The organism is Thermus sp. NEB1569 (assembly GCF_022385295.1).
In the GTDB taxonomy this organism is placed as follows: domain Bacteria; phylum Deinococcota; class Deinococci; order Deinococcales; family Thermaceae; genus Thermus; species Thermus scotoductus.
Map to the genome: position 1 here is coordinate 1,193,182 of NZ_CP092445.1, position 20,878 is coordinate 1,214,059.

Annotated in this window: 18 protein-coding genes and 2 tRNA genes; 4 read left to right on the forward strand and 16 right to left on the reverse strand. The window is 65.3% G+C overall.

What is annotated here, in order from left to right:
• Window positions 1–201 precede the first annotated feature (201 nt).
• On the forward strand, window positions 202–1,551 hold the full coding sequence (gene mgtE, locus MI302_RS06905) for a magnesium transporter (RefSeq protein ID WP_126170744.1): 1,350 nt from the start codon (window positions 202–204) through the stop codon (window positions 1,549–1,551).
• A complete protein-coding gene (locus tag MI302_RS06910; protein WP_126170743.1) occupies window positions 1,548–1,940 on the forward strand; it encodes an inorganic diphosphatase in 393 nt (130 codons plus the stop codon). Before mgtE ends, MI302_RS06910 begins: the two co-directional genes overlap by 4 nt.
• On the opposite strand, the gene queA is transcribed toward MI302_RS06910, so the two are convergent.
• The 5 genes from queA to MI302_RS06935 all read right to left on the reverse strand — a co-directional run bounded on the left by queA (window position 1,930) and on the right by MI302_RS06935 (window position 7,270).
• Entirely contained in the window at window positions 1,930–2,964 is a 1,035-nt protein-coding gene (gene queA, locus MI302_RS06915) for a tRNA preQ1(34) S-adenosylmethionine ribosyltransferase-isomerase QueA (RefSeq protein WP_239725292.1), read from the reverse strand. The two genes, MI302_RS06910 and queA, sit on opposite strands and share 11 nt — an antisense overlap.
• A complete protein-coding gene (locus MI302_RS06920) occupies window positions 2,961–3,497 on the reverse strand; it encodes an NYN domain-containing protein (protein WP_038069464.1) in 537 nt (178 codons plus the stop codon). Before MI302_RS06920 ends, queA begins: the two co-directional genes overlap by 4 nt.
• Before the next feature lie 11 nt (window positions 3,498–3,508).
• Window positions 3,509–6,094: a phosphoenolpyruvate carboxylase gene (locus tag MI302_RS06925; RefSeq protein ID WP_239725293.1), complete on the reverse strand. Its 2,586-nt coding sequence runs from the start codon at window positions 6,092–6,094 to the stop codon at window positions 3,509–3,511.
• Window positions 6,091–6,849 carry a TIGR00282 family metallophosphoesterase gene (locus tag MI302_RS06930; protein ID WP_019550141.1) on the reverse strand — a complete coding sequence of 253 codons (759 nt, stop codon included), beginning with the start codon at window positions 6,847–6,849 and terminating at the stop codon, window positions 6,091–6,093. The genes MI302_RS06925 and MI302_RS06930 overlap by 4 nt, the downstream gene beginning before the upstream one ends.
• Window positions 6,850–7,039: 190 nt before the next feature.
• Window positions 7,040–7,270 carry a hypothetical protein gene (locus MI302_RS06935; RefSeq protein WP_015717287.1) on the reverse strand — a complete coding sequence of 77 codons (231 nt, stop codon included), beginning with the start codon at window positions 7,268–7,270 and terminating at the stop codon, window positions 7,040–7,042.
• A gap of 19 nt (window positions 7,271–7,289) precedes the next feature.
• On the opposite strand from MI302_RS06935, the gene MI302_RS06940 reads away from it, so the two are divergent.
• Window positions 7,290–7,985: a DNA repair protein RecO gene (locus MI302_RS06940; RefSeq protein ID WP_126169775.1), complete on the forward strand. Its 696-nt coding sequence runs from the start codon at window positions 7,290–7,292 to the stop codon at window positions 7,983–7,985.
• Here MI302_RS06940 and greA read toward each other — a convergent pair.
• From greA to metH, 4 genes are all read right to left on the reverse strand, one after another.
• The gene (greA, locus tag MI302_RS06945; RefSeq protein ID WP_015717289.1) at window positions 7,980–8,450 is read right to left on the reverse strand and encodes a transcription elongation factor GreA; all 471 of its coding nucleotides are present in this window, start codon (window positions 8,448–8,450) and stop codon (window positions 7,980–7,982) included. The genes MI302_RS06940 and greA overlap by 6 nt on opposite strands.
• A 56-nt stretch (window positions 8,451–8,506) precedes the next feature.
• Window positions 8,507–9,325 carry an aminotransferase class IV gene (locus MI302_RS06950; RefSeq protein WP_239726509.1) on the reverse strand — a complete coding sequence of 273 codons (819 nt, stop codon included), beginning with the start codon at window positions 9,323–9,325 and terminating at the stop codon, window positions 8,507–8,509.
• Window positions 9,322–11,172 carry a chorismate-binding protein gene (locus MI302_RS06955; RefSeq protein ID WP_239725294.1) on the reverse strand — a complete coding sequence of 617 codons (1,851 nt, stop codon included), beginning with the start codon at window positions 11,170–11,172 and terminating at the stop codon, window positions 9,322–9,324. The genes MI302_RS06950 and MI302_RS06955 overlap by 4 nt, the downstream gene beginning before the upstream one ends.
• A gap of 85 nt (window positions 11,173–11,257) precedes the next feature.
• Window positions 11,258–14,806, reverse strand: coding sequence for a methionine synthase (gene metH / locus MI302_RS06960; protein ID WP_239725295.1), 3,549 nt, complete (start codon window positions 14,804–14,806; stop codon window positions 11,258–11,260).
• A gap of 42 nt (window positions 14,807–14,848) precedes the next feature.
• On the opposite strand from metH, the gene MI302_RS06965 reads away from it, so the two are divergent.
• Entirely contained in the window at window positions 14,849–16,372 is a 1,524-nt protein-coding gene (locus tag MI302_RS06965) for a nicotinate phosphoribosyltransferase (RefSeq protein ID WP_239725296.1), read from the forward strand.
• A 4-nt stretch (window positions 16,373–16,376) separates the two neighbouring features.
• Here MI302_RS06965 and clpX read toward each other — a convergent pair whose 3' ends face one another.
• From clpX to MI302_RS12115, 7 genes are all read right to left on the reverse strand, one after another.
• Complete coding sequence (gene clpX / locus MI302_RS06970; protein ID WP_126165476.1) at window positions 16,377–17,579, reverse strand: ATP-dependent Clp protease ATP-binding subunit ClpX; 1,203 nt, start codon at window positions 17,577–17,579, stop codon at window positions 16,377–16,379.
• Entirely contained in the window at window positions 17,566–18,150 is a 585-nt protein-coding gene (gene clpP, locus MI302_RS06975; RefSeq protein WP_038057014.1) for an ATP-dependent Clp endopeptidase proteolytic subunit ClpP, read from the reverse strand. The genes clpX and clpP overlap by 14 nt, the downstream gene beginning before the upstream one ends.
• Before the next feature lie 61 nt (window positions 18,151–18,211).
• On the reverse strand, window positions 18,212–19,426 hold the full coding sequence (tig, locus tag MI302_RS06980) for a trigger factor (protein ID WP_126165477.1): 1,215 nt from the start codon (window positions 19,424–19,426) through the stop codon (window positions 18,212–18,214).
• A 37-nt stretch (window positions 19,427–19,463) separates the two neighbouring features.
• Window positions 19,464–19,548: transfer RNA gene (locus MI302_RS06985), tRNA-Leu, on the reverse strand.
• 54 nt (window positions 19,549–19,602) lie between these two features.
• Window positions 19,603–19,679: transfer RNA gene (locus tag MI302_RS06990), tRNA-His, on the reverse strand.
• Between the two features lie 76 nt (window positions 19,680–19,755).
• Entirely contained in the window at window positions 19,756–20,271 is a 516-nt protein-coding gene (locus MI302_RS06995) for a DDE transposase family protein (RefSeq protein WP_239725297.1), read from the reverse strand.
• Between the two features lie 20 nt (window positions 20,272–20,291).
• On the reverse strand, window positions 20,292–20,846 hold the full coding sequence (locus tag MI302_RS12115; protein ID WP_014629763.1) for a transposase family protein: 555 nt from the start codon (window positions 20,844–20,846) through the stop codon (window positions 20,292–20,294).
• Window positions 20,847–20,878: the final 32 nt, after the last annotated feature.

A 20,878-nucleotide genomic window follows, 5' to 3' on the forward strand; every position in this document is an offset into this window, starting at 1 on the left:
CCCGGCCGCCAGGCCGGGCTTTAGAATAGGCCAGACCCCTTGAGCGTGTCAACCTCAATTTTTCCCACATTTCTAGTGGGCGCGGTTGACGGCCCCGACCGGGAACCCTAGGCTAAGGAAGGTATGCTAGGGGCTTTGCCCTCGAGTCCTAGGCCCTGAAGGCCGCCCAGCAGGCGGCCTTCGGGTGAAAGGAGGCCGCCTGTGGAGACGAGCCTTTCCCCTCTGCGCCAAGCCCTGCAAGAAGGCGACACCCTGAAGCTACAGAGGCTCCTGGAGGAAACCCATCCCCAGGACCTTTTGGCCGTGTGGGATGACCTCGAGGGGGAGCACCGCTACGTGGTCCTCACCCTCCTTCCCAAGGACCGGGCCGCGGAGGTCTTCGCCAACCTCCCTGCGGAGGAGCAGGCGGAGTACTTGAAGACCCTTCCCCCCTGGCGGGTGCGGGAGCTTTTGGAGGAGCTCTCCCTGGACGACCTGGCCGACGCCCTCCAGGCGGTGGAGGAGGAAGACCCCGACCTGGCCCGCCGCCTTAAGGAGGCCCTGGACCCCGAAACCCGGGCCGAGGTGGAGGAACTTACCCAGTACGAGGAGGACGAGGCAGGCGGCCTCATGACCCCCGAGTACGTGGCGGTGCGGGAGGGCATGACCGTGGAGGAGGTCATCCGCTTCCTGCGCCGGGCCGCCCCCGATGCGGAAACCATTTACTACATTTACGTGGTGGACGAGGCGGGCCGCCTCAAGGGGGTCCTGTCCTTAAGGGACCTCATCGTGGCCGACCCGAAGACCAAGGTGGCGGAGATCATGAACCCCAAGGTGGTCTTCGCCCGCACGGACACCGACCAGGAAGAGGTAGCCCGCCTCATGGCCGACTACGACTTCACCGTCTTGCCCGTGGTGGACGAGGACGGGGTGCTGGTGGGTATCGTCACGGTGGACGACGTGCTGGATGTTTTAGAAGAGGAAGCCACCGAGGACATCCACCGCATGGCGGCGGTGGACGTGCCAGACCTGGTGTACAGCCAAGCCTCCCCCATCGCCCTCTGGATGGCCCGGGTGCGCTGGCTGGTGATCCTCATCCTCACGGGCATGGTGACCAGTTCCATCCTCCAGGGGTTTGAAAACCTCCTGGAGGCCGCCACCGCCTTGGCCTTCTATGTGCCTGTACTCCTGGGCACGGGAGGCAATACCGGCAACCAGTCCGCCACCCTCATCATTCGGGCCCTGGCCACCCGAGACCTGGACCTCAGGGACTGGCGCCGGGTAATGGCCAAGGAAACCGTGGTGGGTAGCCTTCTCGGCCTCACCCTGGCCGCTTTACTCCTGGGCAAGGTTTTTCTGGACGGGCACGCCGCCTTGGCCCCGGCGGTGGGCTTGGCCCTTTTCCTCCTAGTGCTCTTCGCCAACCTGGTGGGGGCCATGCTCCCCGTGGTGTTAAGGCGCCTTGGCGTGGACCCGGCCTTGGTTTCCAACCCCCTGGTGGCCACCCTTTCCGATATCTCGGGCCTCCTCATCTACCTCTCGGTGGCCCGGCTCCTCTTGGATCTGGGATGATGCGGCTTCGCATGGTGGTGGAGTGGAGCAAAGGGAGCCCCTTCCGCTACGCCTGGAAGGAAGGGCACCTGGCCCTGGTGGCCGTGGACCAACCGGCGCCGGTGAACTATGGCCTCATCCCTGGCCTCATCAACCCCGCCGACGGGGAAGAGGTGGATGCGGTCTTCCTGGGACCTCCCCTTTTTCCGGGAACCGAGGTGGAGGGGGAAGTGATGGGCATGGTGTGGCTGGCGGATGGGGACCACAAGATCCTCCTCGAGGCCCAGGGGCAAGGGCCAAGCCCAAGGGAAGCCCAAGAACTCCTCGCCTGGTTCCACCGAAGCCGCAAACCTCTTGTCCTTGGCCCACAGGAGGCCAGGGACTGGCTGGAGAAGTTGCTCAGAGGATAAGCATAGCGTCCCCCAAAGAGTAAAACCGGTACCGCTCCGCCACCGCAAGCCGGTACGCTTCCATGGTCTTTTCGTAGCCCAAAAAGGCGGCCACCAGCATGAGCAGGGTAGAACGAGGTAGGTGGAAGTTGGTGAAAAGAGCGTCTATGACCTGGAAGGCATAGGGCGGGCGGATGAAAAGCCGGGTCTCCCCCATCCCCGGCACCACCCCTATCCCCTCCTGGAAGGCGCTCTCCAGGGCCCGGGCCACGGTGGTGCCCACCGCCACCACCCTCCGGCCCTCCTTCTTGGCCCGGTTGATGGCTTCTGCGGTTTCCTCAGGGATTTCGTAGGGCTCAGGGTGCATCTCGTGCTTCTCGGGATCCCCCTTCACCGGGCGAAAGGTGCCGGGGCCCACGTGCAGGGTCAGGAAGCGGAGCTCCACCCCCATGTCCCTCAGGCGGGCCAGGAGCTCCGGGGTGAAGTGAAGCCCGGCGGTGGGGGCGGCCACGGAACCCGGGCGCCTGGCGTAGACGGTCTGGTAGCGTTCCGGAGGGATTCTGGCCTTGATGTAGGGGGGCAGGGGCACCTCCCCCACCTCCTCCAGGTGGGCCATCAGACCCCCCTGGAAGCGGAGAAGCCGCACCCCATCCTCCTCCACCCCCACCACCTCCGCCTCGAGGTCCGGAACCACGTGGAGGTCCCGGGGAGATAGAAAGCGGAGCCTGGTGCCGGGCTTGGCCTTGCGGCCGGGCCCCACCAGGGCTTCCCAAAGCCCCGGAGCCCGTTCCCGCACCAGAAGCACCTCCACCCTTCCCCCCGTGGGCCTTTGGGCCAAGAGGCGGGCGGGGATCACCTTGCTCTCGTTAAACACCAGCACATCCCCCGAGCGAAGGTATTCGGGAAGGTCCCTGACCTGGCGGTGCTCCGCACGAAAAGGCCCTTCCCTATGGACCATCAGCATCCGGGCCCTATCCCGGGGTTCCATCCCCTCCTGGGCGATGAGTTCTTCGGGTAGGAAGTAATCGTAGGCCTCGAGGCTCATCGCTCGGTGTTCTTGGGCTCCATGAAGGCATTGGGGATATCGGGAAGGTGCACGAAGCGGTCCACGGCATCGATGAGCTTCTGGGCGGTGGTCTCCCGGAAGGCGATCACCTCCACCCGGATGCCCCGTTCCATGAGGACCTCGAGGATCTCCACAAAGTCCCCATCCCCGCTTCCCAGGACCACCACGTCCAGGTGAGGCATAAGCCTCACCATGTCCGCGGCGATGCCCATGTCCCAGTTCCCCTCGTAGATGGGCTTGCCGCCCTCACCCACCTCCTTCACCGTGAGATACATGCGCCGCACCCGGTAGCCGATGGTGGAAAGCTTGTAGATGAAGGGCCAGGCGGAGGTGTCCCCCTCCTTTTCCACCACGTAGGCGGTGGCCCGCACCAGACGCCTTCCCCCCACGGCAAAGCGCAGGAGGCTCTCAAAGTTCACGTTGCGCTCGTAGTAGTCCCGAGCGGAGTGGTAAAGGTTCTGGGTGTCCACGAAAACGCCCACCCGCTGGTCAGGATGCTGGCCAAGCTCCATCGGCCTCCATCTTAACCCGCATTTCTAAGGCCCGCCGCCACCCCCAGGATGGAGAGGAGAAGGGCCTTCTTCAAGGCTTCATCCTCCCGGCCCCCAGGAGCGCGGTAACGGCGGAGAAGCTCCACCTGCACGAAGTTGATGGGGTCCACGTAGGGGTTGCGCAAGGCGATCTGCCTTTCCAAGGTCCTCTGGTTGTGAAGGAGGGGGGCCTGGAAGATGTCCTGCAGGAGGGCCACCGTCTTCTGGTACTCCTGGGCGATGCCGTAGAAGAGGGGATGAAGCCTTTCCGGCACCAGGCGCAAATAAAGCTCCGCCACCCCCAGGTCCGCCTTGGCCAAGGCCATGGCGGCGTTCTCGAGGGTGGTGGCAAAAAAGGGCCATTCCCGGTACATCTGCCTGAGGAGGTCCAAGGGCAGGGTTTCCAAGGCGCTAAGGCCATACCAGCCCGGCAGGAGCAGGCGCACCTGAGTCCAAGCCATCACCCAGGGAATGGCCCTGAGGTCCTGGATCTCCCGCACCCGGCCGTGGCGGTATACGGGGCGGCTGGCGATGGGGAGTTCCCCGATCTCCCGAATAGGGGTGAGGGCCTCAAAGAAGGGGAAGAAGCCCTCCTGGGCCAGGAGGGCCCGGTAGCGGCGCATGCTCTCCTCCCCCGCCTGCCACAAAGCCTCCCGCCACTCGGGTCTAGGCTCCACGCCCTCCCCCAAGGCCGCCTGGGCGAAGTGAAAAAGAAGCTGCTCCAGATGCCGCACCGCCAACTCCGGATGGGCATACCGGTCCGCCAGGGCCTCGCCTTGCTCCGTGAGGCGGATGCGGTGCCCCACGCTCCTGGGGGGCAGGCTGGCGATGGCCCGGCCCGCAGGCCCCCCGCCCCGGGCGGTGGAGGTACCCCGGCCGTGGAAGAAGAAAACCGGCAGGCCGAAGCTCTGCCCCACCTTGGCCAAGGCCTCCTGGGCCTCGTAAAGGGCCAGGTTGGCGGCCAGGAAGCCAGCATCCTTATTGGAGTCGGAGTAGCCGATCATGATCTCCACCCCGCCCCGGCCCCGGGCGTGGGCCAGGAAGACGGGGTTGGCGAGAAGGCGGCCCAAGACCTCCGGGGCCCGCTTCAGGTCCTCGAGGGTCTCAAATAGGGGCACCACGTCAAAGGGCAGGGCCGCCCCAACCCGGTAAAGCCCTACCTCCCGCGCCAGGAGGAACACCGCCAGGATGTCGGCGGGATGGTGGGTCATGGAAACCACATGGGCCCCCTTGTCCCACCAGGCCCGAAAGGCCCCCAACGCCACCCGCAGGGCCTCCCCCTGGGGCTCATGGCCCACGGGCAGAAGGGGACGGGCGCTTCTCAGCTCCTCGGTGAGGAGGGCCTCCTGGGCCTCAGGGGGCAAGGAAAGGAAATCGGGGTGGACCCCCCCAACCCTGAGGAGTTCCGCCGCTGCCTCCAGGAGTTTCCCGGACTCCTCCCTCAGGTCCAAGGGCGCAAGCTCCAGGCCGAAGGCGAAAAGGCGGGCCTCGAGGGGACGGAGGAAGGAGGCCGCCACCTGTTCCAGGCCCACGGAGGCCAGGCCCTCCTCCGCCACCCTCAGGGCTCGCAAAAGCTCCTCCGTGCTCGCCTCACCCTTCTCCAGGCGGGTATAAAGCCTGGCGAAAAACCGCCGGTAGGGCTCCCCGGGGAAGCGCTCCGTTCCCTCCCCTCCCTCCCGCACCCCCCTGGGCACGGGAACTTTAGTTTCGGAAAGGGAAAGGTCCCGCACCAGGTTTTCCAGTTCCAGCAAAAACCGCTCCCGGGCCACCTGGCGGGCATACCGGGCGGCAAAGGCGGTCACCTCAGGGGTGACGAAGGGGTTGCCATCCCGGTCCCCTCCGATCCAGCTCCTGAAGCGCACCGGGCTCTTTAGGCGGGGACGTTTGCCATAGACCTTCTCCAGGGCGGCCTCGAGGCCCTCCACCACTCGGGGTACCGCCTGCCAGAGGGTGGTGGGCAGGTAATAAAGCCCGCCCTTGATCTCGTCCTCCACCGTGGGCCTGGCCTTGCGCACCTCCTCGGTGGCGTAGAGCAGGGCCACCCTGGCCGCCAAGCGGGAACGGTCTTGGGCCTCCAGCTCCTCCTGTAACTTTTCCAGATGGTGCCTTAGGGTTCGCCTGCGGGTCTCTGTAGGATGGGCAGTAAAGGTGAGCCATAGCTCCAGGCGGTTCAGGTGGGCCTCCACCTCCTCCAGGGAAAGCCCCCTTTCCTTCAAGGCCTTGGCTAGGGCCAAGAAGCCCTCGGGCCTCGGGCTCTCCGGGGTTTCCGCCTGGGCCCTAAGGCGGTTCACCCGCACCCGGTGCCTCTCCTCCGCCAGGTTCACCAGGTGGAAGTAATGGGTAAAGGCCCGCACCAAGGCCTCGGCCTCCTCGAGGGAAAGCCCCTCCACCCGCTTCAAAAGGGTGGCCCTCGCTCCTTCGTCCCCCTGTCGTCGGGCCTTGGATAGGAGGCGCACCTCCTCCACAAAGGCGAAAAAACGCTCCCCCGAAACCGCCCGGATGGCCTCGCCCAGAAGGCGGCCTAAAAGGTCCACCTCTGCCCGCAATAGGTCAAAGGTATCCTCCTTCGCAGGCTTCACGGCTCCTCCCACACGTAAGGGCCTATGGAAACCCCTTTGCCGCCCTCCAAAACCAGCTCGGTGGCGTGGAAACGCGCCCTTCCCTGGGCAGCCCGAAAAGGCTGGGGCCTGCCCGTAAGGAAGCGGGCCAGGAAGGTCTCCACCTCCCCGCCGATGATGGATGCATACGTGCCGGTCATGCCCACGTCGGTCTGGTACAGGGTGCCCTTCGGCAGGCGCATGGCATCCAGGGTGGGCACGTGGGTGTGGGTGCCCAGCACGGCCGTGACCCGCCCATCCAGGTAGTGGGCCAGGGCCATCTTCTCGCTGCTGGCCTCGGCATGCACCTCCACCAGGATGTAATCCGCCTTCTCCTGGGCTAAAAGGGCATCCAGGGTGCGGAAAGGATCGTCCAGGGGATCCATGAAGATCCGGCCCATCACCTGCACGAAGAGAAGGCTCTCCCCACCTGCGCTAAGCCGCCACCACCCCCGCCCTGGGGTGCCAGGAGGGTAGTTGAGGGCCCGCACCACGGGTTCCCGTTCCAAGAGCTCGTAGACCTCCTTGTGATCCCAAGCGTGGTTTCCCAGGGACACCAGGTCCACCCCCGCCTCGCGTAGGAGGCGGTAGGAACGCCGGTCCAGACCCTTACCCCGGGCGGCGTTCTCCCCGTTGGCTATGACCAGGTCGTACTGGTCCCGGATGTCCGGCAGGTGGAGGCTCACCGCCCTCAGGCCGGGCTCAGCCATCACGTCGCCGATGAAGAGAACCCGCATGGGGGCATTATACGCACCCATGCGGGTCCTTTCAGGTTCAGCCTACCTTGATGTACGCGTACCCCTTGGCCTGAAGTTCTCCCAAAGCCCCCACCCCGGAAGGCACACACCCTAAGGATAAGCCCAGCCCCTCCAACGGGGGCTGGGCGCTTATTCCGGGTTATCCCCAGGCTTTCCTCGAGCCGCTAGCCTATGCGGTGCGCTTCTGCAATAGATAAACCACACCGTAGCCGATGGCCGCCAGGACCAGCAAGGGGATGGCGAACCGCAAAAGCTCCCAGATGAGGCCGGAAAGGGCCAGAAGCACCCGGCCCAAGAAGGTGAAGACCCATCCCCCCACCCAGAGGGCCAAAAGCACCCCCACCACCACCAAGAGGCCCAAAACCACCCATTCCAGGATGTCGCGCAGGCTCCGTTCCATACTCTCAGCATACACTGGAATGGTGGAGCGGTACCGCCTGGAGGAAGGCATTGTGGTGGGCCGGAAGGCCCTGCTTCAAGGGGACCTCCTTTTGCGGTTCCTCACTCCCAAGGGAAGCCTGGAAGCCGTGGCCCGCAAGGGGGTGCGCCCTTCGGGGCGCTCGGGCAGACTCTCCCTGTTCCACCATGTGCGCTTCCAGCTTTACACCAAGGGGGAGGGCCTTCCCACCCTTACCCAGGCGGAGCTCCTCGGGAGGCTACACGGCCTGGAGGAACCCAGGCGCTTCCTTCTGGCCTCTTTTCTGGCGGAGCTCTCCTACCGCCTGGCCTCCCCGGAGGCCGCCCCCAGGATCTACCCGGTCTTCATCTCCGGCCTGAGGGGCATCGCCAAGCACCCCAGGCCCCTTCTGCCCCTGGTATGGGCGGGATGGCGGGTGGTGAAGGCCGGGGGCTTAAGCCCACACCTCCTGGGGCCTGGCCTATATCTGAAGGCAGGCCGCCTGGTTCACGGGTCCGGCCCGTACGGGGAGGAGGGCATCTACCTGGGGGAAAGGGGCGTGGAGGCCCTCAGGGCCATCCTCCATCTTCCGGGTAGCGAGGCCCTTTCCTACCTGGAAGAAGCTCCCCTGGAAAGGCTATTCCTAGCCTTGAAACACCATGCGGAAGAGGCCCTAGGCCCCCTCAAGGCCACACCTGCGCTTACCGCCGAACTATAGGGGCTTGATCTCCAGGATGGTGTAGACCTGGGCTCCCTTCTTGCCCCTTATCTCCACCACGTCCCCCACCTTCTTACCCAAAAGGGCCTGGCCAAGGGGGGACTCGTCCGAGATCTTGCCGCTGAAGATATCCGCCTCGTGGCTACCCACGATGGCCAACGAAAGCCTTTCCCCGGATTCGGTTTCCAGCTCCACCTGGCAGCCCAGGGCCACCTGGTCGTAAGAGCCGTTCCCCTCCACCACCACCGCCCGGGCCAAGAGGTCTTCCAGCTGGGCAATGCGGGCCTCGTTCTGCCACATGGCCCGGCGCGCCTCGTCGTAACCGGCGTTCTCCCTTAAATCCCCTTCCTCCAGGGCCTGTTCAAAGTCGGCGGAAATCTCCTGCCGCTTGGTGGTCTTCAGGTGATGCAGCTCCTCCTGAAGGCGCCTAAAGCCTTCTGGGGTGAGGTAGACCGGCTTCTTCATCCCATCCCTCCGCGTAAAAAGGGGCACCAGCCCATGGCCATGGGCTGGAGGTACCGCTATTCAGTATAGCAGGCGGGGAGGAAGCGCTCCATCAGGGGAAGCAACTCTTTGGGCAAGGACCCCACCGGCAAAAGCCCCACCCCGCTTCCCGCCAGGAGCAAACTGCCCCTTACCCCTTCCTCCTCCCCTCCCCGGCGGCGCAGGGCCTGGTGGGGGGGAAGAGGAGGGGGCGCAGCCAGGGGAAGCTCCCAGGGGTAAAGCCGCACCCGCTCCACCCTAAGCCCCAGCTCCCGGGCTGCTTGGGCCACTTTTTCCCGGGTGATGCCCTCGAGGCCCCCCTCCAAGAGAAGGAGCGTCCCATCCCGGTAAAGGAGCGGGCTGGTGCGGCTTCCGTCCACCACGTAGCCCTCGCCATCCTGCAAAAGCCCCTCAAAGGCCCCTTGCCCCTCCGCCTCCTTCAGGGCCAGGCGGTAGGGCAGGTAGTTTCCGGTCTTGAAGCGGGCCAGGTCGGGGTGGACCCGGTAAGGGGTGAGGGCCACCTTCACCCCCTCCTCATAGGCCGCCAAGGGGGGCGGGGTATACGGACGAGCCTCGGAAAGCCAGACCCCCTCCCCCGCGGTGAAGCGGAGGCGGAGGCAGGGCAGGTGGGAAAACTCTTTTTTAAGGGCCTCGAGGTCCCGGAGAAAAACCCCATCCCCCGGGTAGGGAAGCCCCAGGGCGGCGGCGTGCCGCCTCAGGCGGTACAGGTGCTCCTCCAGCCAAAGGGCCTCCCCCCTCTCCACCCTCAAGGTGGTGAAAACGCTAAGGCCATGGTATAAAAACCCCTCCGGAAGGGGCTCGCTGAAAGGCTCCCCTTTCAGGAGAACCCGCCTCAGGCCTCCTTGAGAAACCGGGCCAAGAGCTCCATCCCCCACGGGGACAGGATACTCTCCGGGTGGAACTGCACGCCATACGCCCGTCTCCCATCCCCGATGGCCATGGGCACCCTCTCCGCCGTCCAGGCCAGAAGGCGCACCCCTGGGGGGAGGCGCCTCAGGGCTAAGGAATGGTAGCGGGCGAAGGGGAGGGGGTTCGGCATCCCCTGGAAGAGGGCCTCTCCGGCGTGGTGGACGGCATGGGCCTCCCCGTGCACGGGGGCTTCCCGGTAGAGTTCAGCCCCCAGGGCCACCCCCAGGGCCTGGTGGCCCAGGCAAACCCCGAGGAAGGGAACACCCTCCTCCAGGGCCCTTCGGGTCCACTCCAAGACCCTTCCCGCCGTAAAGGGGTCCTTGGGTCCTGGCCCCACCACCAGGTGGCTGAATCCCCGGAGGTTCGGAGGCTCCTCCTGGTCCACCACGACCACCTCCGCCCCCAGGGCCCGCAGGTAGTCCACCAGGTTGTAACTAAAGGAGTCGCGGTTTTCCAGGAAAAGCACCCGGGCCCTCACCCTCCTTGGAGGAGGGGGCGGGACCCAGGAAGCCATGGGCTTGGGAGGCAAAGGCTTGACCCCAGGCCGGCCCCGGTTCAGGGCCAGAAGGAGGCTTTCCGCCTTGTAGAGGGTCTCCTGGTACTCTGCTTCCGCTTCCGAGGCGATGACGATGCCTGCCCCCGCGGAAAAAAGCACCTCCTCCCCCACCTGCTGGAAGGAGCGGATGAGGATGTTGAAGTCCGCTCCCCGGCCCGACACGTACCCCAGGCTTCCCGTGTAGGCCCCCCGGGGTACGGGCTCCAGCTCGCGGATGGCCTCCATCACCGTGGACTTGGGAGCCCCGGTGATGGTCCCCCCCGGGAAGAGGCTGGCGAAAACCTGGCCCAGGGAGGCCCGGGTATACCCCTCCACCTCGGAGACCAGGTGCATCACATGGGCGTAGCGTTCCACCGTAAATAGCTCCCGCACCCTCACCGTCCCCAGCAAGGCCACCCGGGCCAGGTCGTTGCGCAGGAGGTCCACCAGCATGGCGTGCTCGGCCCGCTCCTTGGGGGAAGAAAGGAGTTCCCTTTCCAGGGCCAGGTCCTCCTCCTCTCTCCTCCCCCTTGGCCGGGTGCCGGCGATGGGACGGGCCCGGATGCGGCCACCCACCTTCTGGAAAAGCCTCTCCGGGCTTCCCGAGACCACCGCCCATCCCTCCCCCTCCACAAGCCCCATAAAGGGGGAAGGGTTCAAGGAACGGAGGCGGGCGTAGAGGAGGAGGGGATCCACACTCCCGAGGAGCCGGAAACGGTGGGAAAGGTTCACCTGGTAGACCACCCCGGCCCGGATCCTCTCCTGAACCGCCCGGACTCCCTGCAGGAAAGCCTCCCGGGGGAAATCGGAAACCAAAGGATGCGGGGGCAAAGGTGGAGAGGTGTAAGGTAAAGGCCCAAGGGGCAATGAAGGCCTTTCCACAAGCCGCCCCTGCAAAAGGGCAAATCCCTCGGGATAGTAAAAGAAGGCCGCCTCGGGCAGGCCCGGCAAGGGCCCATGGGTGGCGAGGCCCAAGTGGCGGGCAAACTCGTAGGCAAAAAACCCCATCCAGGCCGGGAAATACCCTTTCCCCAGGCCCTTCTCCAGGTAGGCAAAGATGTCCAGGGCCTCCCCCACCCGCCTCCCATTCAGGTAAAGCCAGCCCTCCCACACCTCGAGGCGGTGCGCTGGCTTTAAGCCCAAAAGGGAAAGCCGGGAAAAGGGCGCCCTTATCCCCAGGGACTCCAGCAGGGCTGGCCGTAGGCCCAGGCTCCTGGCGGCGTGGTAAAGGCCCAGCACGGGGCCAAGTATACCGGGCTTGGGGGGATGGCCAGATTCCGCTTCCCCAGTGAGGCCTACCTCAAGGCCGGGAGCAGGCTCCCCTTTAATCCACGTTGAAATACCGCGCCTCCGGGTGGTGGACCACGATGGCGCTGGTGGCGTGCTCGGGATCCAGCTGGAAGTTCTCCGTGAGGCGCACCCCAACCCTGCTGAAGTCCATGAGCCGGTCCAGCTTGGCCTGGTCCGCCAGGTCCGGGCAGGCGGGATAACCAAAGGAGTAGCGGGCTCCCTGGTAGCCCTGCTGGAAGAGCTTGCGGATCTCCGTGGCGTCCTTCCCGGCGATGCCCCACATCTGGCGCATCCTCTTGTGCCAGTACTCCGCCAAGGCCTCGGTCATCTCCACGCTGAAGCCATGCACGAAAAGGTAGTCCTGGTAGGCCCCAGCCTCAAAAAGCGCCTTGGCCTTCCTGGAAGGCTCCTCCCCCATGGTTACGAGCTGCACCCCCAGGACATCCCTGGCCCCCGCTTCATAGGCGGGAAGCCACCTTTCTTCATCCCCCAAAGGAGGAGCGAAGCGGGGACGGAAGTAGTCCACCAGGCTGAGGCCCCCACCCTTCTGCCGGGGGAAGGCAAAGCGTTCCAAAACCTCCCCGGTCTCGGGGGAGAACACCAAAAGCTCCTCCCCTTCCCGGGCCACGGGAAAGAAGCCGTAGAGGACCTTGGGCCTGAGCCACCCCTCCTCCATGGCCTCCCTAAGCAGCCTCCGGAAGACCGGCTCCGCTTCCCGCTCCACCAAAGCCTGCCACTCTTCCTGGGTGAGGCCCCTGCGGCTGTACCCCCACTGGCCGCGGTAGAGGGCGAGCTTGTTCACGTAGTGGGCGATGGTGGCCAGGTCCAGGTTCTCCTCCACCCGCACCCCGAAGAAGGGGGGGCGGGGAACGGAAGGAGCCTCCCCCACAGGCTTCGCCTTGGGTACCGCCTTGGGAGCCTCCACCCTGGGCTTTTGGGCCTCCTTCCTTACCAAGGTGGCCTCCCCGCTGGTGAGGGCTTCCATGAGCCTAAGGCCCTCGAAGGCATCCTCCGCGTAGTAGACGTTGGGGTAGATGGCCTTAAGCTCCTCCACATAGGAGCGGGTCAGGGCCGCCCCCCCCAGGATCACCGGCAGGGTATACCCCCTATCCCGCATGTACTCCAGGTTCTCCTTCATGACCACGGTGCTCTTAACCAGGAGGCCGGACATGCCCACCGCATGGGGCTTGTGCTCCTCCACCGCCTTCAGGATCTCCTCGATGGGCACCTTGATGCCCAGGTTGATCACCTGGTAGCCGTTGTTGGTGAGGATGATATCCACCAGGTTCTTGCCGATATCGTGCACATCCCCCTTCACCGTGGCCAAGACCATCTTGCCCCGGCCCTCGCCCCGCCGTTCCATGTGGGGCTCGAGGTGGGCCACCGCCCGCTTCATCACCTCAGCAGCCTGGAGGACAAAGGGAAGCTGCATCTTTCCTGCCCCGAAAAGCTCCCCCACCTCCTTCATGCCCGAAAGGAGGGGCCCGTTGATGAGGTCCAGGGGCTTATGGCCTTCCCGCAAGGCCTCGTCCAGATCCAACTCGAGGCCCCCTTTCCTCCCCTCCACCACCCGGTGCTTCAGCCTCTCCAGAACGGGCAGGGCCTGGAAGGCATCCTCCTTGAGGGCCGGGTCCTCCCGGTGGGTTTCAAAGTAGCCCATGAAGGCCAAGAGGGGATCAAATCCCTCCCGCCTCCGGTCATAGATCAGGTCCAGGGCCAGGGCGTAGGCCTCCTCGGGAATCTGGCTTATGGGAAGGATCTTGCCCGCATCCACAATGGCGGCGGTGAGACCCCTTTTTCGGGCCTCGTCCAGGAAGACCGAGTTGAGAACCCGCCTGGCCCTAGGCTTCAGGCCGAAGGACACGTTGGACACCCCCAGGATAAACCCCACCCCCGGAAGCCTCTCCCTAAGCTCCTCCATGGCCAGAAGGGTTTCCTTGGCCAAAGGGCGGCTTTCCTCGTCCCCTTGCGTGATGGGGAAGGTGAGGAGGTCAAAGAGGAGGTCCTCCGGGCGGAAGCCGTGGTGCTCGGTGAGGCGCTCGTACATGCGCAAGGCCACCTGCACCTTCTCCTTCTGGGTCTTGGCCATGCCCTTTTCGTCAATGACGAGGGCCACCAAGGCCGCCCCGTGAGCCTTGGCCAGGGAGGCCACCCGGTCAAACTTCTCCAGGCCGTCCTCGAGGTTAGCGGAGTTCAAAAGGACCCGGCCCGGAAGGTGTTTAAGGGCAAACTCCATGGCCAAAGGGGAGGTGGAGTCCACCATGAAGGGCACGGTGACCGCGGTGGCCAAGTGGGGAAGGAGCCAGGCGAGGTCCTGAAGCTCATCCCTTCCCGTCCAGGCCACGGAAAGGTCCAGGGCGTGGGCACCCTCCTCCACTTGCTCCCGGGCCAGGACCAGGATGCCCTCGAGGTCCCGGGCAAAGAGCATCTCCCGGAAGCGTTTGCTGCCGGTGGCGTTCAGGCGCTCCCCCACCAGGAAAAGGCTGGTTTCTTGCCGAAGGGGAACCGCCTGGTAGAGGGAAGCCACCTGGGGCGGGAAGGCCTCCTTGCGCTTGGGGGCAGGCTTCCCCTTGACCGCCTCCGCCACCTTGCGGATGTGCTCCGGCCCCGTGCCGCAACACCCCCCCACGGCGTTCACCCCGTACTCGGTCACGAACTTGAGGTGCCACCTGGCCAGCTCCTCCGGGGTCAGGTCGTAGACCACCTTGCCCCCCTCGTTCCGGGGCAGGCCGGCGTTGGGCAGGCAGCTCACGAAGCGGGTGGCGTTTTCCGCAAAGTAGCGGATCTTGGAATCCATGAGGTCGGGGCCCGTGGCGCAGTTCATGCCCACCACATCGATGGGCAGGCTCTCCAACGCCGCCAGGGCCGCCTGCTCGTCGGTGCCCACTAGCATGGTGCCCGTGGCCTCCATGGTCACCTGGACCTGCAAGGGTACTTCCCTACCCACCTCGGCCATGGCCTCCCGGGCCGCCAGGACCGCACAGCGCACCTGGAGGATATCCTGGGCGGTTTCCAGAAGGATCAGGTCCACCCCGCCCCTAAGAAGCCCCCGCACCGCCTCCTTGTAGGCGGCAAAAAGATCATCCCAGGTGATCTGTCCCAGGGAGATGAGCTTGGTGCCCGGCCCCAAGGCCCCCGCCACGAAGGCCCCGTAGGGCTCGGCCACCTCCTTGGCGATCCGGGCCCCCAGGTAGGCAAGCTCCTCCGCCTCCTCCTCGAGGCCATACTCCGCCAGCACGTGGCGCAAGGCGCCAAAGGTGTTGGTCTCAATCACCTCGGCCCCGGCCTCCAGGTAGGCCCGGTGGATCTCCTGGATCACGTCAGGCCGGGTGCGGTTCAGGACCTCCGGGCAGCCAAAGTAGGCTTCCCCGCCGTAGTCCTCGGGGGTAAGCTCCCGCTTTTGTAGCTCGGTGCCCATGGCCCCGTCAAAAACCAGGGGTCTCTGCAAGAGGGCCTTGAGGTAAGGGAACTTCTCCGCCCGGGCCTCCTTGTTGTAACCCAGCCGCACTAAGGGGGCATCCCCAAAGCCCGCCCCTCCGAGGTGGTGGCGGCAACCAGGGCTACAGGTGTGGACCTCCACCATATCCCGCTAGTGTAGCGAAAAAAGGCGGGCTATGCTAGGCCCATGGACCCCTTCGGCATCCTCTACACGGACCTTTACCAGCTCACCATGGGCCAGGTTTACTTTAGGCTTGGCCTTCACGAGAAGGAGGCCCTCTTTGAAGCCTTCTACCGCAAGAACCCCGACTATGGGGCCCACCAGGCGGGTTACACCATCTTCGCCGGGCTAGATCCCCTCCTGACCTGGATGGAGGAAGCCCGCTTCGGCGAGGAGGAGCTCGCCGCCCTGAGCGCCCTGAAAAGCCGGAGCGGGAAACCCCTTTTCGCAGAAGACTACCTGCGCTACCTCAAGGGGATAGGGGGCTTCCAGGGCCTGACCCTTAGAGCCCTTCCCGAGGGCCGGGTAGCCCATCCCCAGGTGCCCCTCATCAGCGTGGAAGGCCCCCTCCTGCAGGCCCAGCTCCTGGAAACCGCCCTCTTAAACCGCATCAACTACGAAACCCTCATCGCCACCAAGGCGAGCCGGGTGCGGGAGGCTGCCGGGGAAGCGGTGGTGCTGGAGTTCGGCCTCCGCCGCGCCCCCGCCAAAGGAGGGGAGGCGGCCACCCGGGCTAGCCTCATCGGGGGAGCCAACCGCAGCAGCGCCGTGAGCCTTTCCCACCTCCTTGGGCTTCCCTCCTCGGGTACCCATGCCCACAGCATGGTCCAGGCCTTCTTGGCCCTGGGCCACTCCGAGGAGGAAGCCTTCCAGGCCTTCGCCGAGGTCTTCCCCGACGACACCATCCTCCTGTTGGATACCGTGGGCACCTTGGACTCGGGTCTTCCCAACGCCATCCGGGTCTTTGAGCGGTTGCGGCGCAAGGGGCACAAACCGGTGGGGGTGCGCATAGACTCCGGGGACCTCGCTTACCTGGCCATACAGGTGGCCAGGGAGCTGGACAAGGCGGGCTTCCCCGACACCCTCATCGTCCTTTCCGGGGACCTGGACGAGCTGGCCATCTGGCAGATCAAAAGCCAGATCCAGGAGGAGGCCCCCCGCTACGGGGTGGACCCGGACCGCCTCCTCAAGCGCCTGGTCTACGGGGTGGGGACCCGGATGGTGGTTTCCTGGGGTTATCCGGCCCTGGGAGGAGTCTATAAGCTGGTGGCCATCCGGGAAAACGGCACCTGGGCCCCGGCCATAAAGATCTCCGATTCCCTGGAGAAGGTGCTGAACCCCGGGCACAAGAAGGTCTATCGGGTATACGACCGCCGGGGCCTGGCCACCGCTGACCTTTTGACGGCCCACGATGAGGAGGTGCGGGAGAACCAGCCCCTTTGCCTGCGCCACCCCACGGACCCCACCAAGCGCCGCACCCTCCGCCCGGGGGAGTTCACCCTCGAGCCCCTATTGGAGGAAGCCTACCGGGGCAAGAGGCTCTTTCCGCCGTTAACCCTGGAAGTGCTACAGGAAAGGCGGCGAGGGGACGTGGAACGCCTGGACCCCGGGGTGCGCCGCCTGGTAAACCCCCACGTCTACCATGTCTCCCTCAGCGAGAGGCTCTTCGCCCTGAAGGAGGAACTGGTGGCCCGCCTAGGCCAGGGGTAGCTCCCTAGGAGGCCTGGCGGAGTTTGGCCTCCTCGAGGGCCTTCAGGGGCTGGTCCAAGTGGGGAAGGTCGATCACCAGCTCGCGGACCCCGCTTCCCGGGGCCTCAAACATGAGGTCCACCATGGTCTTCTCCAGGATGGCCCTGAGGCCCCGGGCCCCTGTGCCCCGCTTCAGGGCCCGGCGGGCGATCTCCTTCAGGGCCGCCTGGGTAAAGCGAAGCTCGATCCCCTCCAGGCGCATGAGTTCCTGGTACTGCTTCACCAAGGCGTTCTTCGGCTCGGTGAGGATGCGCACCAGGTCGTCTTCCGTAAGGGGATGAAGCTGGACGATGAGGGGGGCCCGCCCCACAAATTCTGGAATCATGCCGAACTTAACCAGGTCCTCGGGGATAACCTCTAAGGGCTCCTCGTGGGCTTCCTTGGTCTTGCCACGGGTAAAGCCAATGGTGGTGCGCTCGGTGCGGGCCTTGACGATGTTCTCCAGCCCCTCAAAGGCCCCGCCCAGGATGAAGAGGATGTTCTTGGTGTTCACGGGAATGAACTCCTGGTGCGGGTGCTTGCGCCCTCCCTGAGGAGGCACGTTGGCGATGGTACCCTCGATGATCTTCAACAGAGCCTGCTGCACCCCTTCCCCGGAAACGTCCCGGGTCAAGGAGGGGTTTTCCGACTTGCGGGCGATCTTGTCGATCTCGTCGATGTAGACGATGCCCATCTCCGCCCGCTCCACATCAAAGTCGGCGTTCTGCAGAAGGCGGAGGATGACGTTTTCCACGTCCTCCCCCACGTACCCCGCCTCGGTCAGGGTGGTGGCGTCGGCGATGGCAAAGGGCACATCCAGGAAACGGGCCAGGGTTTCCGCCAGGAGGGTCTTACCCGTACCCGTGGGGCCGATGAGGAGGATATTGGACTTACCGATCTCCGCCTCCGGATGGAGGAGGCGCTTGTAGTGGTTGTAGACGGCCACGCTCAAGGCCCTCTTGGCCGCCTCCTGCCCCACCACGTACTGGTCCAGGTGGGCCTTGATCTCCTGGGGCTTGGGAAGGCGTGTTGGCCCCTTGGGCCCCCGCTTCTCCTGGCGCAAGAGCTCCTGGGCCCGCTCCACGCAGTCCTCGCAGATGTAGACCTCGGCGATGGGGCTTTCCAGAAGCCGCCCCGTTTCCGGCGGACGCAGGCCGCAAAAGCTGCAGTAGGGTCTAGGCTTCCTCACGGGTCACCACCTGGTCGATCAGGCCGTACTCCAGGGCCTCCTGGGCCGAGAGATAGTAGTCGCGATCGGTATCCTTCTCCACCTTCTCCAGGGGCTGGCCAGTGTGCTTGGCCAGGATCTCGTTCAAAAGCTTCTTGGCCTTCAGGATCTCCTGGGCCTGGATGGCGATGTCGCTGGCCGTGCCCCGGACCCCGCCCCAGGGCTGGTGGATCATCACCTTGGAGTGGGGCAGGGCGTAGCGCCGGCCCTTCTCCCCGGCGGCCAGGATCACCGCGGCCATGCTGGCCGCCATGCCGATGACGATGGTGGAAACCGGGGCCCGGACGAACTGCATGGTGTCGTAGATGGCAAGCCCGGCATCCACCTCGCCCCCGGGGGAGTTGATGTAGAGGCGGATCTCCTGATTGGGATTCTGGGCATCCAGGAAAAGTAGCTGGGCCACGATGGTATTGGCCACCTGGGAGTCTATGGGGGTGCCTAGGAAGATGATGCGGTCCTTGAGGAGGCGGGAGTAGATGTCGTAGACCCGCTCGCCGCGGGCGGTCTGCTCTATGACGTAGGGTATGACCATACCAGTCCCCATTGTAGCGGCAAGCCCAGGGGGAAAAGCCCCCTGGGCCACCATGACGCTTCTACAGAAGCTTGGCCAAGGCCTCCTTCACGGCTTTGTCCTGGATGTAGGCCGCCCGCAAGCGGGCAAGGCCCCTCTCCCCAAACTCCCGCCTCAGCTCCTGCAAGGAGATTCCGTAGGAGCGGGCCACCGCCTGCAGGTAGGCCTGCCACTCCTCCTCGCTCACCTCGGGCTTGAGCTCCTCCGCCAGGCGCTCCTTGGCCAAGGACCGCTTCACCCGCTTCAAGGCCTCCTGCCTCAGCTCCTCCCGGAACTTCTCAAACTCCCCCTTCTCCTCCAGGGCCTTGAGGTAAGCCTCGAGGGGAATCCCCTGCCGAGCGAGGTCCTCCGCCAGGTGCTCCAGGAGGTGGCGCTCCTCTGCCTCCAGCATGGAAGGGGGTATTTCCGCCTCCAACCCCTCGGCGAGCTTCTCCAGGAAGGCCCGCTCCCGCGCCTCCTGGTACCGGGCTTCTGCCTGGCGCTTTAGGCTTTGGCGCACCTTCTCCCTCAGTTCCTCCAGGCTCTCCGCCTCGAGGGTCTTGGCAAACTCGTCATCCAGCTTGGGAAGCTCGAGGGTCTTCACCTCCAGGATCTCGGTGCGCACCTCCCGCACCTTCTCCCCCTTCTCGTTCAAGACGGGGACCATGACCACCTCCCCCGCCCGCTTGCCCAAAAGGGCCTCCCGCACGTGGGGAAGGGCCTTGGAGAGGTCAATGGGGAACTCCGACCCCTCCTCGGTGCGCACGAAGACGTGGTCCTTCTCCTGGGCCTCCCGGTCCACAGGCACCAGCTCGGCGTAGCGATGGCGGAGCTCCTCCAAGGCCTTGTCCACCATCTCTTCCGTGACCTCCTCCTGGGCCACCTGGAGGTCAAAGCTCCGCCAGTCGGGAAGCTGCACCTCGGGGTAGTTCTCCACCTCGGCCACGTAGCGAAAACCCTCCCCCTCGCTCAGCTCCTCCTCCACCACCCTCGCCGCCACGGGCAAGAGGCCCAGCTCCTGCACCGCAAGGGGATAGGTCTCCTCCACCAGGCGCTCCTTGAGGTCGGACAGGAGCTCTTCCCGCCCGATGCGGGCCTCCACCACCTTCAAGGGGGCCTTTCCCGGGCGGAACCCCGGGATCCTCACCCGCTTGGCCACGTCCCTAAGGAGGGCCTGGTACCTTTCCTCCACCTTCTCCTTAGGTACCTCCACCCGGACCTTTACCCGATAGCCGGAACGTTCCAGGATTTCCGCCACGCCTCACCTCGCGCTTCAAAAAGGGGCCCCGCCCTTGTGGTGCGAGGAGCGGGACTTGAACCCGCACGGGTTACCCCACCGGATCCTAAGTCCGGCGCGTCTACCGGTTCCGCCATCCTCGCAAAAGGAGGGCGAGGCCCCCCTTTAAAATACCACCCCTTGCGGGGTGGCGGGATTGGGGTGAGCGATGGGACTTGAACCCACGACCCCCGGATCCACAGTCCGGTGCTCTAACCAGCTGAGCTACGCTCACCACGCTCAGCATCCGCCATTCTAAGGGCCTAACTACCCTCCGTCAAGGCCTGCAACCCGCCCTCCAGACTTGACCGCTATACCGCATAGAGCCCCAGGAAGCGCAGGGCGGAGAGGGGGTTGAAGGAGAAGGCCTCCAAGGCCGCCTTCTTCTCCCTGACCCCTTGGCGGTGAAGCATGGAGACCAGAAAGGCCCGGAGGGCCGCCAAGACCTGTGCCCCCACCCCCCGCACCTGGCAGGCATCCTCGTGGAGGAGAACGTCCCGTACCCAAAAGGACCGGTTCTCTACCTCCCACCGGTAAAGGAGAAGCTCCCCAAGCCGCCTCGCCTCCGCCTCCTCGGCTCCCAAGCTGGTGAGGGCGTAGCTCACCGTCCGCCGCACCTCCCCCGTCCCCTTGTGCCTCACCTCCCGCTCCATCCGCACCACCTGCCGGCACCCGGGAAAGGCCCGCACCTCTTCCGGCAGGTAGGGGGAAGCCCAAACCCGGTAGGTCCACACCTCCCCATCCCGCACCAGATTCCACACCGCCTCGGTCTCGCCAGGAAGCCGCCTCTCCTCCATGCCCTTGAACACCTCCAAGGCCCACTCCAAAAGTTCCCCCTGGTTAGCCTTCAGGACAAAGAGGTACGCCCCCCTTTTTGCACCACCTTCCCCGCTAACTCCGGGTACAGGTACCCCGCGTCCCCCACCACCACCTTCCCCTTGAGCCCCTCCGCCCCCAGGCGGTCCAGGAGCTCCAAAAGGGCTTGGTCCTCCCTCCCCTCCGCCCGGGCCTGGGCCAGGGTGGTATGGAGGTGCAGGGCCAGGACCTCCACCAGCTTCACCTGGGCGCTTTTCCCCTTGCCGCTTCCCCGCAGGTGCTTCCCGTCTACCACCAGGACTTCCCCAAGGTCGGCTTCGGGGAAGACCTGGAGGAGGGCCGCTTGGAGCTTTTCAGGATCCAGGCGGTGAAGGAGAAGGGTGATGGCGGTGTGGCCTGGGGCCTTGCGCAGGCCCAGGTGGGGCAAGAGGTGGGGGTTGGCGCGGGCGAAGCGTTCCACGCCCCTCAGGGAGTCCACGCGGGAAAGAAAAGCCACCAGGATGAGGGCCAGGAGGCCCCAAAGGGGGTACTGCCGGTTGCGGGCCCGGGGGTCGGGGATCTGGGACAGGGCTTCGCGCAGGGTCATGCCCCCTCTTTACTCCAGGAGCCGCATATAGG

What these genes read in the sequence shown, in the direction of transcription:
- MI302_RS06910 (WP_126170743.1), top strand. Translation starts at nt 1,548, where the DNA reads ATGATGCGGCTTCGCATGGTGGTGGAGTGGAGCAAAGGGAGCCCCTTC.
- queA (WP_239725292.1), bottom strand. Translation starts at nt 2,964, where the DNA reads ATGAGCCTCGAGGCCTACGATTACTTCCTACCCGAAGAACTCATCGCC.
- MI302_RS06920 (WP_038069464.1), bottom strand. Translation starts at nt 3,497, where the DNA reads ATGGAGCTTGGCCAGCATCCTGACCAGCGGGTGGGCGTTTTCGTGGAC.
- MI302_RS06930 (WP_019550141.1), bottom strand. Translation starts at nt 6,849, where the DNA reads ATGCGGGTTCTCTTCATCGGCGACGTGATGGCTGAGCCCGGCCTGAGG.
- MI302_RS06935 (WP_015717287.1), bottom strand. Translation starts at nt 7,270, where the DNA reads ATGGAACGGAGCCTGCGCGACATCCTGGAATGGGTGGTTTTGGGCCTC.
- MI302_RS06940 (WP_126169775.1), top strand. Translation starts at nt 7,290, where the DNA reads ATGGTGGAGCGGTACCGCCTGGAGGAAGGCATTGTGGTGGGCCGGAAG.
- greA (WP_015717289.1), bottom strand. Translation starts at nt 8,450, where the DNA reads ATGAAGAAGCCGGTCTACCTCACCCCAGAAGGCTTTAGGCGCCTTCAG.
- metH (WP_239725295.1), bottom strand. Translation starts at nt 14,806, where the DNA reads ATGGTGGAGGTCCACACCTGTAGCCCTGGTTGCCGCCACCACCTCGGA.
- MI302_RS06965 (WP_239725296.1), top strand. Translation starts at nt 14,849, where the DNA reads ATGGACCCCTTCGGCATCCTCTACACGGACCTTTACCAGCTCACCATG.
- clpP (WP_038057014.1), bottom strand. Translation starts at nt 18,150, where the DNA reads ATGGTCATACCCTACGTCATAGAGCAGACCGCCCGCGGCGAGCGGGTC.
- MI302_RS12115 (WP_014629763.1), bottom strand. Translation starts at nt 20,846, where the DNA reads ATGACCCTGCGCGAAGCCCTGTCCCAGATCCCCGACCCCCGGGCCCGC.